The organism is Helicobacter pylori (assembly GCF_003636935.1).
Classification (GTDB): Bacteria; Campylobacterota; Campylobacteria; order Campylobacterales; family Helicobacteraceae; genus Helicobacter; species Helicobacter pylori_CH.
Genome location: NZ_MVVH01000001.1, coordinates 42,446 through 55,046 on the forward strand (window position 1 = coordinate 42,446; position 12,601 = coordinate 55,046).

Genomic DNA, 12,601 nt, shown 5'->3' on the forward strand with positions numbered 1-12,601 from the left:
TCAAACCCATAATTTTTCAAGCAGTCTTTTATGAGCGTAAATGATGCCCGCTTGTATCTTAAAATGGGGGGCTTGAGTTTTCAAAAACTCAGCGTAATGAGACACTTGTGCCTTATGGCTTTGCTGGTAATTTTGAGAGCTTTTATAATCTAAAACACACAAATTTTGCCCCCTATCCCACAACAAAACATCAATCCTAGACACAACGCCTTGGAATAAAAAAGCCGCTTCGCCTTTTAGGGCGTTGTTTTTAAAAAGAGTTTGTATCTCTGTATCGTTTTCAAAAAGCTCTAAACTTTCTTCTAACGCTTGATAATCCAAACCATAAAAACCATGATGGTAGTTTAAATATTCTAAAACGCTTTTTTTAGGAATGTTATAAGCGTATTGGTATTCTAACCCCTTGTGCAAAGCGATACCAAAATTGATCGCTTCCTGGTCGTTATTCTTTTCATAATCGCTATCTGGCTCTTCTTCTATCTCTTGGACTTGCTCGCCATAGGCATGGGGCTTGATGAGAGTGCTTGTAATTAAAGGCTCTTTTCTATGAGAAATAACCGGCATAATTTCTCCCTCTTTTAAAGGCGTAAGATCCAATCTTTCGCGCATTGTTTTGTTTTTGCTTTCTTTTTTGCTTTCTTTCTTGTCTTTAGCCACGACAATCAGCCCTAACTCAGCCCTAGTGAATGCGACATAATACACATTAATTTCTTCATGATCTTTAGCCGCTTCTTCTTTGTCTAAAGCCCTGGCGTAATCTTTATCCACCACCTCACGATTTTTCATTCTGTAATAAAGGCGTGCAAGCTCTGCACCGTCATATTCTTCAAGGAGTTGATTGGAGTGATTTGATTTAGGATTGCCCAAGCGTTCGCACACGATCACATAAGGGAATTGCATGCCTTTAGATCTGTGAATGGTCATGATCTGCGCGCCTTTTGCATTGAAAGAAGCGATCGCTTTAGCCTCTAATTTTTCTAAAAATCCATCGGCGTCTTCGCACCCAACCGCTAATTCCAAACAGCTTTGCGCGCACTCTCCATAAAGCTCAAACAATTCCATCACCTTCCACACAAAGCCTGCCACGCTCTCTTTTTTGGGGTTAAAACCAGGTAAAGCGATCGCATCATCATGCAAGTATCCAGCGAGTTTTAAAACGCTGTGCTTATAAAAGGGCTTGTAAGGTTCTTCCGCTAAAGCGTATTCTAAAGCGTTCTTAATGATTTTAGACTCTACAAATTGAGACAATCTCGCGCTAGATTCCGTGCTTGGGCAAATTTCGCTCAAATACTCTTGCAAATAATTTTTGATTTCTAAAGCGTCGTCATTAGTGGCACATAAAATGGTAATGTTTTTAGGATCAATACGATGTTCTAAAAGGTTTTGAGCTTCTTGTAAGATTTGTTCTAACAACAATTCTCTTTCATCAGCCACTAAAGAGACTTTAACATAGCCGTCTGTAGCATGTTTATTTTGAGAAGTTTTAGGGTATTTTTGCTCCAAATAAGCGGTGGGGGAATTTTGATAAGCTCTTTTAAAAAAGGTGTTCACATAATTAATAATTAAAGGCGCACTGCGGTGGTTGAATTCCAAATTATCGTGGTAAAAATCCTTAGAAACGCTTTCAAACAAAGAGCTAAAACTCCCCCTAAAGGCATAAATACTCTGCTTGACATCGCCCACAAAAAACACGCTCCTGTGCCATTTTGCTTGCCCTATCCCGGCTTTAATCTCATCAATAAAAGGGGCTAAAATCTTATAATCGTTCAAGCTCGTGTCTTGAAACTCATCAATCAAAATGTGCGCGATCTTGCTGTCTAATCTGAAATAAAAAAACTCCGCCGGCATTTCTTCATAACCATTCAATAAGACATGAACCTTATCTTTAATCGCATCAAAATCTAGGGCTTGGATTTTAGAAGTGGCGTTATCATAAAGCTGGATGAATTTAGGGAATTTTTTAAATATTGCGGTTTCTTTGGCTTCATAATAGCGTTTTAAATCGTTTTCAATCTCTTCGCATTCGCTCTCTAAAGTGGGGACTTCATTTTTGAGTTTTTTAAAATAGAGGTATTCGCTCTTTTTTTCAAGCCAGGTTAAAGAGCTGTTTAAAAATCCCCTAAAACTATCGCATTTAATGGCTTTTTTAGCCCTATCTGACGCTGTTTCTATGCTTTGAATTTGTTCGTTTAAGCTCCTTAGTTTTTCTAAAAAACCCTTTTCATCAAATGCAGGCTCTTTCTTGTTAGGATCAAATAAATAGAGCTTGTTTTTTAAAAAACGCAACCGCTCTAAAACGGAATCGCTCGTGTAATTATCATAGCTTAAGCATTGAGCGATAAAAACGCTCAATTCTTCAAGCTGTTCGTTATTCAAAGCGCTCAAAAAACCCTCATTAAGCTGTTGCTGGTGCGCTTTGGTGTCTTCATTGACTTCAAAATTCGCACTCAACCCCACAAACCAGCAAAATTTCCTTAAAATGCTTTGAAAAAACGCGTCAATGGTGCTGATTCTCACTTCAGCGTTTAAAAAGCGTTGGTAGATTTTTTGAGCGCTATTTTGCACCAAACTAGGGTTTAAATGGTATTTTTCTTCTAATTCTTTCAGGATATTTTGGGATTTTTCTTTTTCATTTTCAAGGTTTTCTTTTTGCAAAATTTTTAAATAGTCTAAAATGCGCTCTTTCATTTCAGCGGTGGCTTTTTTAGTGAAAGTGAGCGTTAAAATCTCGCTAGGATTAGCCCCCTTAAACAATAGGGCCAAAAACCGCACGCTCAAAGCGAAAGTCTTCCCGCTCCCTGCTGAAGCCTTTAAAGCCATGCATTGTCTTTTTGTATCCATTGAGATCTATCCTAAAATTCTATTTTGTCTTTATTATAACCTAAAAGCCTTTTTTACTTAAGCTAAAAAACCTTAATCTTTTGCTATAATCATAGGGTTTTGTCGTTTTTCTATCATTTTAATAGGAACAAGGCAAAGACAGCGTCAAATTCACACATGCTAATCCTTGTATTTAGGTGTTCTTAAGAATTTAAGAATCAAATGAGCATGGAGGAAGAGAACCAAAATAACTTTAAGGAGAATATTCTCATGGTAACCATGAAAGATTTATTAGAATGCGGTGTGCATTTTGGACACCAAACAAGGCGTTGGAACCCTAAAACCAAAAAATTCATTTTTGGCGTTAGGAAAAATATCCATATTATTGATTTGCAAAAAACCTTGCGCTATTTTAGATACACTTATAATATCGTGCGTGATGCGAGCGCTCAAGGCAAAAGCATCATGTTTGTAGGCACTAAGAAACAAGCCAATGAGACTTTGAAAGAATTTGCTGAAAGCATTCAAGTCCCTTATGTCAATTACCGCTGGCTTGGTGGCATGCTGACTAATTTTAGCACCATTAGAAAATCGGTGAGGAAATTAGAAATCATTGAAGAAATGGAAAATAGCGGTCAAATTGATCTATTGACTAAAAAAGAAAAGCTCATGATTTTAAGGAAAAAAGAAAAGCTGGATAAGTATCTTGGTGGGGTGCGCCACATGAAAAAAATCCCTGATATGATTTTTGTGATTGATGTGGCTAAAGAAAAAATCGCTGTCGCTGAAGCACGAAAACTCCATATCCCTATCGTGGCTCCCTTAGACACTAACTGCGACCCTGATTTAGTGGATTACCCCATTCCTGGAAATGACGATGCGATCCGCTCTATCAGGCTATTTTGTAAAGAAATGAGCGAAGCGATTTTAGAGGGGCGAGAACTCATGCAAGAAGAAATCGTCCATGCGGATGAAAATAGCGAAGAGATAGAGTATGTGAGCAATGAAGAAAAAGAAGAAATGCTCGCTGAAATCCAAAAAGAAATCACTCAAGGAGCTGAATAATGTCAGGAATTAGCGCTCAATTAGTCAAAAAATTAAGGGATTTAACCAATGCGGGCATGATGGATTGCAAAAAAGCCCTTGTGGAAGTGGCTGGGGATTTGCAAAAGGCTATTGATTTCTTGCGCGAAAAAGGCTTGAGTAAAGCCGCTAAAAAAGCCGATAGGATCGCTGCTGAAGGCGTAGTCGCTTTAGAAGTGGCGCCTGATTTTAAAAGCGCGATGATGGTAGAAATCAATAGCGAAACGGATTTTGTGGCTAAAAATGAGGGCTTTAAGGAATTGGTTAAAAAAACTTTAGAAACGATCAAAAACCACAATATCCATACCACAGAAGAACTGCTTAAAAGCCCGTTAGACAACAAGCCTTTTGAAGAATATTTGCACTCTCAAATCGCTGTCATTGGTGAAAACATTTTAGTGAGGAAAATCGCTCATTTAAAAGCCTCTAGCTCTCATATCATCAATGGTTATGCACATTCTAACGCCAGAGTGGGCGTGTTAATCGGTATAAAATACGATAATGAGAAAAACGCTCCAAAAGTGGTGGAACTGGCTAGAAACATCGCTATGCATGCCGCAGCGATGAAGCCTCAAGTGTTAGATTGCAAAGACTTTAGCCTTGATTTTGTCAAAAAAGAAACTTTAGCCCTGATCGCTGAAATTGAAAAAGACAACGAAGAGGCCAAACGCTTGGGCAAACCTTTGAAAAACATCCCCACTTTTGGGAGTCGCATTGAATTGAGCGATGAAGTTTTAGCCCATCAAAAAAAAGCCTTTGAAGACGAATTAAAAGTGCAGGGCAAGCCTGAAAAAATCTGGGATAAAATCGTTCCTGGAAAAATGGAAAGGTTCATCGCTGATAACACCCTTATTGATCAACGCTTGACCCTTTTAGGGCAATTCTATGTCATGGACGATAAAAAAACTATCGCTCAAGTGGTTGCTGATTGTTCCAAAGAATGGAATGATGATTTAAAAATCACTGAGTATGCGCGTTTTGAATTGGGCGAAGGCATTGAGAAAAAGGCAGAGAATTTCGCTGAAGAAGTGGCTTTGCAAATGAAGTGAGATTTTAGCAAACAACCTTTAAAGGTTGTTTCTTCTAACCTTTCAACTTTCTTTATTTAAAATTTTCCATTTTAAGATGCTTGAAATTTTTGTAATTTTCAATCTCTATGCTTTTAATCATTTGAATTTCGCCTTTTAATGAGCCTAGTTGATATGCTAATTTTTTATATTTGCTCTAATTCTACATTATTTTGATTAAATTTTGAACATTCGCCTATTGTAAACCTTGCGTTTAAATTACAATAACAAGTTAATTCGCATTCTTTTTTGATTTAAGGGTTAGTTTTGATTGTCTTTCTAGGGATCATGCAGATCTTATTCTATTTAATTGGGTTCAATCTAACTCAAACAGATTTTTTCTAATCTGTCCTCTAAATTTGGCCTTAATGCCACAGAGCCGGCAACTTAAAACTCCTTTTTGGGGTTGGGTTGAAAAGAGCCTTTTATTTTATTTTAAAGCGGTTTTTCTCCAACGCATTTTGAATCGCAATAGAGGGCGATAGATAATTGTAACGCACTAAAATTTCGGTGATTTCTTTAAAAATAGGGGCTGCAATCTTGCTAGCGTAATATTCTTCCTTGCCGTGCGAGCCTAAGATAACCACGCCGATAGTAAAAACCTGCCTTTCATCTTCAGCGAACCCAAAAAAAGAGCTGTTGTAGGACTCTGCGCTATAACTCCCGTTTTTAGCAACCCTAGCCGTGCCGGTTTTGCCCCCTATGTATAACCCTTCAAATTGAGCGTTTTTACCTGTGCCATAACGCACCACTTTGATTAAGGTTTCTTTCATTTTCCTAGCGCTTTTGGGGCTAATGACTTGAAAAGTGGGTTTGGGGCTAGGGATGTAAATATCGCCATTAGGGGCGGTTTCTCGTTGCACTAAATAGGGGGTAGTCAATTTGCCTTCATTAGAAAACACCGCATAAGCCCTTAAAAGCTGCAAAAAAGTCGCGTTCAACCCATAGCCATAAGAGACACTCCCTTTTAACACTTCACGCTTGAAAGCAGATAAAGGAGGGATCTTTCCTGTGGCTTCTAAGGATAAATCAATGCCGGTTTTTTGAGAAAACCCGTAGCCTAAAAGCCCGTTATAGAAATCCTCTGGGTTTAAGTTTTTACTGATTTTTATCATGCCCACATTGCTAGATTGGATCAAAATGTCTTCCACAACGGCTTTTTTACTAGGGATAAAGTCGTCTTTAATGGTGTATTTTCCTAATTGGTAATAGCCATGGTTTAAATCAATGCGCTCTTTGGGGTTGATTAAATTCTTGTCTAACAGCAAGGAATAAACAATGGGCTTAATCGTGCTGCCTGGCTCAAAAACCTTTTCGGCAACGCTCAAATTCAAGCTTTCATAATCGCTGGTTTTAATGGCGTTAGGATTGAAGCGCTTGCTTGAAGCTAGCGATAAGATTTCCCCGCTTTTAGGGTTAATGATACCCACTAGGATTTCTTTAGCCTTGAGTTTGTCTTTAGTTTTATCTAATAGGGTTTCAATTTCTCTTTGGAGTTTTAAAGGAATGCTCAAATACACCTCATAGCCATCAAGGCGCTCAACCTCTGTGTAAGAGTGGTTTTGAATGAAGTTAAAGCTCACATCTCTTTTGCCTGTTCTTATGCCATTTTGTTGGGCTTTAAGCAAGTGATCTTGAGATTTTTCAACGCCTTTTTTACCGGTAGTTAAAGTGAGTTTGTCTTCTTCTTGTTTTTGCACATAGCCAATGATTGGCTCTAGGCTATTTTGGTAAGGGTAATGCCTAGAAACGCCGCTCACTTCAATGTTTAGCCCTTGCTTTTGCCACACTTTATCGTGCGCGTCTTTGAAATTTTGGAAAACCCCAAAGGCTAAAAATTTCTTATTCAAGTCCCTAATATTAGCGGCCATATTGGGCGTGAGATCATAGGCTAAAATCGTGTAGCCTTTCGTGTTGATCGCATCTTTTAGGGAGTTTTTAGGGATATTGCTATAAACAGAAAGGAAATCAATGAAAAAATCTTCTTTATCCGGGTTTAAAAACCTCGTGTCAAAGCCCAGTTTGAAAAGGGTTTGCGAAGTGGCTAGGCTGTAGTTGTCTTGACTATAGATAGTCCCTCTAGTGGCAACATCTTGTTTGCTCATCACTAGATTGGGCATGTTAGTTTGTGCAAAAAAAGCTTTTTTGAAAGCCACCAATAAGAAAATGAAAAAAAGCAATAAAAAAACTAGACCAGTAGAAGCGCACTTGTATCTTTGGGTTTGTAAAAATTGCTCTGGGTTGGAGTCAATGTTATTTTTATCCATGAACGCTTACTTAGAAATGGCGTAGCGTTGGATTTTCACAACGCATGAAAGCATGAATTTTTGATGGTAAAACCTACTAGGATTAGGTGTTGCAAAAAAAGATCGCTCTCTTAAAGAGAAAGACCAAGCGATCATTTAAAGAGAAGCCACTTAAGAGACTAGATCTGCGTTCTTAAAAGCTCTTTATAAGCGCTGATCGCTTTGTTACGCACTTCAAGCATGAGTTTCATGCTTGTTTCAGCCTTCCCTATGGCGATAGCCGCTTGGTGCAAATCTTTGATTTGCCCTGTCGCCATGTCGGCTAAGGCTTTATCAGATTGCTCTTGAGTGTTGTTAAGCTCATTGATAGATTGTTTTAAGAGTTTGGAAAACTCCCCACCCTTTTGTTCTTTAAAGGCGTTACCTGATTCTTCTCTTTTAGTCCTATTGTCTGTGTTAAGCTCAGAGAAAGGACTCAATAAGCTTTTATCATTGTGTATGGCTTGCATAGAACCTCCTTAAGCTCTTTTTTAAAATTTTAACTCTATTAAATATCTTATTCATTTCTGTATTCTACTGATCTTTGGCTAATACTACCTGAATTTCCTTATACTACCATAAATTGCTGAAAATCATTCATGTTTGTAACATGCCAATCGCATTTTGCGCCATGTTTTTAGCGCTTTGAAAGGCGGCAACATTGGCCTGATAGGCTCTAGTCGCTTCCACTAAGTCTGCCATTTCAACCACCGCATTCACATTGGGGTAAGCCACATAGCCTTGAGCGTTAGCGTCAGGGTGGCTGGGATCGTATTTCATCAACGGCTCGCTATCATCGCGCACAATCTTATCCACCACCACGCTTGTGATGGGGATTAAGGGGTTGTCATCGCCTTCATCTAAGGGGTCTTCATAGGGGGTCATTTGGTTGTTTTGAGCGATTTTTTGATTCAAAATCTCATTGAAATCAAAAGCCTTAAACACCGCTTCTTGTCTCCTGTAAGGGCCTCCTTCGCTCGTGCGCGTGGTGTTAGCGTTAGCGATATTAGAAGAAATCAAATTAGCCCTTAAGCGTTGGGCGGACAAACCATAACCGCTAATATCAAAAGAAGATAAAAACATGCTTTCCCTTAACTATAAATTCTTACTGGAATCAATGGCGTAATTGATCACGCCTCGATATTTTTTTACGGCTGAACTCAAGGCTAAATACATGGTGGAGTTTTTACCCATTTCGCTCGTTTCTATGTCTAAATCTACGCTGTTGCCATCATTTTTAGCCAAATGCCCATCTCTAAAAAAAAGGCTTGCCCCATCTTTAGCACTATTTTCAAAGTCTAAATGCCTAGGGTTAGTGTGGGCTAATGGCAAAACTTTACTAGACTGGTTTTCAAAAATTTCTGCTTTTTTCTTCGCTAAAACGCTTTCAAAATCCAAATCCTTTGGCCTGTAAAAGGGGGTATCCACATTAGCGATGTTAGAAGCGATCATATCTTGCCTTAAAGCCCTATAATCTAGCGCTTTATAAACCAATCCAAACGCTTTAGAAAAATCCATCAAAACCCCTTTCATTCAACCCTTATCAAAGCATGCAAAAAACATTCCAAAATTAACTCGCTTCCTCATCAAAGAATGCGATCAATTTCAAAGCATGCTTAAGCTTGAGCGATAAGCCAATTCAGAGTCATTATAGTGTAAAATACCCCTAAAATACCTTAAGATAACGCCTATTCAAAAACCAAAAATAAGGAAATCCTAATGACTACAGACAGAAACCTGTTTTTTTGCGCTTCGTTGTTGATTTTTTTGGGGGTATTGATGAGTTATTCGCTCTCAACTTACACCACAGTGGTGCTGTATCATTATGGGGAATTCCATTTTTTCATACGCCAGCTTTCAAGTGCGATCATAGGGATTGTTATCATGTGGGGGTTGTCTAGGGTTGATCCTAAAAAATGGTTCAGCCCTTTAGGGTTTTCGCTCCTTTTTATCCCATCATTACTCATCATTGCCATGCCTGTTTTGCCTGAAAGCCTTTCTAGTAGCGCAGGGGGGGCGAAGCGCTGGATCCGTTTGGGGTTTTTCTCTCTAGCGCCTTTAGAGTTTTTAAAGATCGGTTTTACCTTTTTTCTTGCATGGAGTTTGTCTCGCACCTTTGTGGCCAAAAAAAGGATCAATGTCAAAGAAGAACTCATCACTTTTGTGCCTTATTCGTTTGTGTTCATGGTATTAGCGCTTGGAGTGGGGGTTTTGCAAAACGATTTGGGGCAGATTGTTCTTTTGGGGGCGGTTTTAGTCGTGCTGTTGGTTTTTTCTGGGGGTAGCACGCATTTGGTTGGTTTGATTGTTTCAGGGGCGTTTGCGATCAGCGTTTTAGCGATTGTTACGAGCGCTCATAGGATTTTACGCTTAAAATTGTGGTGGTCTAATTTGCAAAATTCGCTTTTCACGCTTTTACCGGATAAATTAGCCAACGCTCTTAGAATAAGCGACTTGCCCGAATCCTATCAAGTCTTTCATGCGAGCAACGCCATGCATAATGGGGGGCTACTAGGCCAAGGGCTTGGGCTAGGGCAAATCAAGCTCGGGTTTTTAAGCGAAGTGCATACGGACATGGTTTTAGCTGGGATCGCCGAAGAATGGGGTTTTTTGGGGCTATGCGTTTGTTTTATTTTGTTTTCTGTTTTGATTGTTTTGATTTTTAGGATCGCTAACCGCTTGAAAGAGCCAAAATATTCGCTATTTTGCGTGGGCGTGGTGCTGCTTTTAGGGTTTTCTTTGGTGATTAATGCTTTTGGGGTGGGCGGAATCTTTCCGGTTAAAGGCCTTGCAGTGCCGTTTTTGAGCTATGGAGGGAGTTCGCTTTTAGCGAATTGTATCGCTATAGGGCTTGTTTTAAGCCTAGCACGATACACGAAAGGCTAAAGAATATTAGCCCTTTTAAAAATTAGTGCCACAAAAAAGGTTCAACCTCTGCATCATTCAAATCAAAAACCACTTTATAATAATCTTTGATTATCGCATTAATATCCACGCCCTTGAAGGCTTCAGGGTGGGCTTTTAAAGCGATAAAAAGACTAATGAGTGGGGCTCTAGGCCCGCCAATATCCATCGTGGGGAGTTTATAAACCTGCTTGTTTTTAATAGCTTTGATAGTGGAAAACTTGGGGTTGTTTAACACATCTTCAGGCGTGAGTGGGCTTACCCACCAAATGAAAATGATTTCAGGGTTTTCTTTAACGATTTTTTCCACGCTAATGTCAGCACGCCCAAACTTAACATATTTCAAGCCAAAATTGTCTATGCCCCCTTTTTCTAAAATGTCTGAGCTAATGGCCTGATGGCCGCTGATCTTATTGGCTTTATGGAAAAGCTCCACCCCTTTTTTCTTTTTAACATTTTTCAAACGCTCAGCAATAAAGTCCAAAGTTTCTTGCATTTTGGCGAATTTTTTAGAAGCGTCAATTTCTAAGACCGTGGCTTGAGCTTGCATGGCTTGCATGGCCTCTGCAATCGTTGTCTCTTGGAAAGAAAGGAATGATATACCAAATTTTTTCGCATGCTCTACCGCTTTAGGGTTACCCACAAAAGTTACCACAAGATCAGGGCTAAGTTTTTTCAAAAGCTCTACATTTAGTGCGGCTGTATGATCGGTGCTCATGTGTTTGACGCGTTTAAGTTCTTCGCCTTTGAGAGTGGCTTTGACAATGTCATCTTTAAAAGCGTAATCTGAAACGCCTACAACCCTATTCCAAACATTAAGCATGGCAGGCACTTCTACATAACTCCCTATATAGGCTATTTTAGAAACGGGAAGCTTTATATTTTGCTCCCCAAAATAATCCTTGACTTTGACTTCTTGCGCTGAAGCGTTGCACACATTCAATAATAATGAAGCGACAAGCGCGCCTAAAGAATAAGAAATGAAAGCTTTTTTAAAGCGAGTAACTAACATAACGATCCTTTTTGTATGATTTATAAAGCGATTATAACATTACTAAGAAAATAACAATAGTAAAAATGAAACTATTTTTCATAAAATCTTAAAAGATAAAAATAAGGTAAAAATATGGAAGAAAATTTTAATTATAAGGCTTATTCTAAGCCTAGCGCGATACACGAAAGGCTAAAAAGCTTATCCTTTTTTAAAAATCAATGCCATAAGAATGGTTCAACTTCTGCATCATTCAAATCAAAAACCACCTTATAATAATCTTTGATTATCGCGTTAATATCCACGCCCTTAAACGCTTCAGGGTGGGCTTTTAAAGCGATAAAAAGACTAATGAGCGGGGCTCTTGGCCCGCCAATATCCATTGTGGGGAGTTTATAAACTTGCTTGTTTTTGATGGCCTTAATAGTAGCAAATTTGGGGTTGTTTAACACATCTTCAGGGCTAAGCGGGCTTATCCACCAAATGAAAATGATTTCAGGGTTTTCTTTAACGATTTTTTCCACGCTAATGTCAGCACGCCCAAATTTGATGTATTTCAAGCCAAAATTGTCTATACCCCCTTTTTCTAAAATATCTGAATCGAGAGCTTGATGGCCGCTGATTTTATTGGCTTTATGGAAAAGTTCCACGCCCTTTTTCTTTTTGACATCTTTCAAACGATCAGCAATAAAGTCCAAAGTTTCTTGCATTTTGGCCAGTTTTTTAGAAGCGTCAACTTCTAAGGCTTTAGCTTGAGCGTCAATATCTTCCATGACTTCTGCAATGGTTTTTTCTTGGAAAGAAAGGAATGATATGCCAAATTTTTTCGCATGCTCTACCGCTTTAGGGTTGCCCACAAAGGTTACCACAAGATCAGGGCTAAGTTTTTTTAAAAGCTCCACATTCAACGCTGCCACATGATCACTGCTCATGGATTTAATGCGTTTAGGATCTTTGAGGGTGGCTTTAACAATATCAGATTTAAAAGCGTAATCCGAAACGCCTACAACCCTATCCCAAGTATGGAACATAGCAGGCACTTCTGCAAAGCTACCCAAGTAGATTATTTTGGAAACAGGAAGCTTTATGGTTTGCTCCCCAAAATAATCTTTGACTTTGACTTCTTGCACTGAAGCGTTAGCCACGCCTAATAACGATGAAACCATAAGCGCGCCTAAAGAATAGGAAATTAAAGCTTTTTTAAAGCGAGCGATTAGCATGACAATTCCTTTCGTATGATTTATGGAGCGATTATAACACCATTAAGGAAATACAAGCAGTGAAAATGAAACTTTTTTTCACAAAATCTTAAAATTTAAAAGGAAATATCTTTTCATTAACTTTTTAAGAATATACTCCACTATGTTTCCGCTGATTGAGTGGAAAGCATAGTAAAATTGAATCTATTCAGGTTTAATTTTGATCCAACAAAATTTTAATAACACTAAGGA

General features: G+C 38.7%; 10 protein-coding genes and 2 pseudogenes. 3 read left to right on the forward strand and 9 right to left on the reverse strand.

The window, feature by feature from the left end:
• The gene (locus EAL87_RS00190) at nucleotides 1–2,841 is read right to left on the reverse strand and encodes a RecB-like helicase (RefSeq protein WP_120912496.1); all 2,841 of its coding nucleotides are present in this window, start codon (nucleotides 2,839–2,841) and stop codon (nucleotides 1–3) included.
• 249 nt (nucleotides 2,842–3,090) lie between these two features.
• Between EAL87_RS00190 and rpsB the strand changes: the two genes are divergently transcribed.
• Both rpsB and tsf read left to right on the forward strand, forming a co-directional pair.
• Nucleotides 3,091–3,885 (forward strand): 30S ribosomal protein S2, encoded by a 795-nt coding sequence (rpsB, locus tag EAL87_RS00195; protein ID WP_000258279.1) that lies wholly within the window; start codon nucleotides 3,091–3,093, stop codon nucleotides 3,883–3,885.
• Nucleotides 3,885–4,952 carry a translation elongation factor Ts gene (gene tsf / locus EAL87_RS00200; protein ID WP_120912497.1) on the forward strand — a complete coding sequence of 356 codons (1,068 nt, stop codon included), beginning with the start codon at nucleotides 3,885–3,887 and terminating at the stop codon, nucleotides 4,950–4,952. Before rpsB ends, tsf begins: the two co-directional genes overlap by 1 nt.
• Before the next feature lie 55 nt (nucleotides 4,953–5,007).
• Here the strand turns inward: tsf and EAL87_RS08450 are convergent.
• From EAL87_RS08450 to flgB, 6 genes and pseudogenes are all read right to left on the reverse strand, one after another.
• A pseudogene (locus EAL87_RS08450) lies at nucleotides 5,008–5,073 on the reverse strand (AAA family ATPase); the annotation flags it as partial.
• A 322-nt stretch (nucleotides 5,074–5,395) separates the two neighbouring features.
• Nucleotides 5,396–7,237, reverse strand: coding sequence for a peptidoglycan D,D-transpeptidase FtsI family protein (locus tag EAL87_RS00205; protein ID WP_120912498.1), 1,842 nt, complete (start codon nucleotides 7,235–7,237; stop codon nucleotides 5,396–5,398).
• A gap of 6 nt (nucleotides 7,238–7,243) precedes the next feature.
• Nucleotides 7,244–7,372: a transcriptional regulator gene (locus tag EAL87_RS00210; protein ID WP_120912499.1), complete on the reverse strand. Its 129-nt coding sequence runs from the start codon at nucleotides 7,370–7,372 to the stop codon at nucleotides 7,244–7,246.
• A gap of 23 nt (nucleotides 7,373–7,395) precedes the next feature.
• Nucleotides 7,396–7,725: a flagellar hook-basal body complex protein FliE gene (gene fliE / locus EAL87_RS00215; protein ID WP_001147916.1), complete on the reverse strand. Its 330-nt coding sequence runs from the start codon at nucleotides 7,723–7,725 to the stop codon at nucleotides 7,396–7,398.
• 127 nt (nucleotides 7,726–7,852) lie between these two features.
• A complete protein-coding gene (flgC, locus tag EAL87_RS00220) occupies nucleotides 7,853–8,338 on the reverse strand; it encodes a flagellar basal body rod protein FlgC (RefSeq protein WP_021303938.1) in 486 nt (161 codons plus the stop codon).
• 12 nt (nucleotides 8,339–8,350) lie between these two features.
• Nucleotides 8,351–8,864: pseudogene (gene flgB, locus EAL87_RS00225) on the reverse strand (flagellar basal body rod protein FlgB).
• A 110-nt stretch (nucleotides 8,865–8,974) separates the two neighbouring features.
• Here flgB and EAL87_RS00230 point away from each other — a divergent pair.
• Nucleotides 8,975–10,141, forward strand: coding sequence for an FtsW/RodA/SpoVE family cell cycle protein (locus tag EAL87_RS00230; protein ID WP_120912500.1), 1,167 nt, complete (start codon nucleotides 8,975–8,977; stop codon nucleotides 10,139–10,141).
• A gap of 22 nt (nucleotides 10,142–10,163) precedes the next feature.
• On the opposite strand, the gene EAL87_RS00235 is transcribed toward EAL87_RS00230, so the two are convergent.
• Together EAL87_RS00235 and EAL87_RS00240 are read right to left on the reverse strand one after the other, a co-directional pair.
• Nucleotides 10,164–11,171 (reverse strand): ABC transporter substrate-binding protein, encoded by a 1,008-nt coding sequence (locus tag EAL87_RS00235; protein WP_120912501.1) that lies wholly within the window; start codon nucleotides 11,169–11,171, stop codon nucleotides 10,164–10,166.
• A 197-nt stretch (nucleotides 11,172–11,368) separates the two neighbouring features.
• Nucleotides 11,369–12,370 carry an ABC transporter substrate-binding protein gene (locus EAL87_RS00240; RefSeq protein ID WP_120912502.1) on the reverse strand — a complete coding sequence of 334 codons (1,002 nt, stop codon included), beginning with the start codon at nucleotides 12,368–12,370 and terminating at the stop codon, nucleotides 11,369–11,371.
• Nucleotides 12,371–12,601 lie beyond the last annotated feature (231 nt).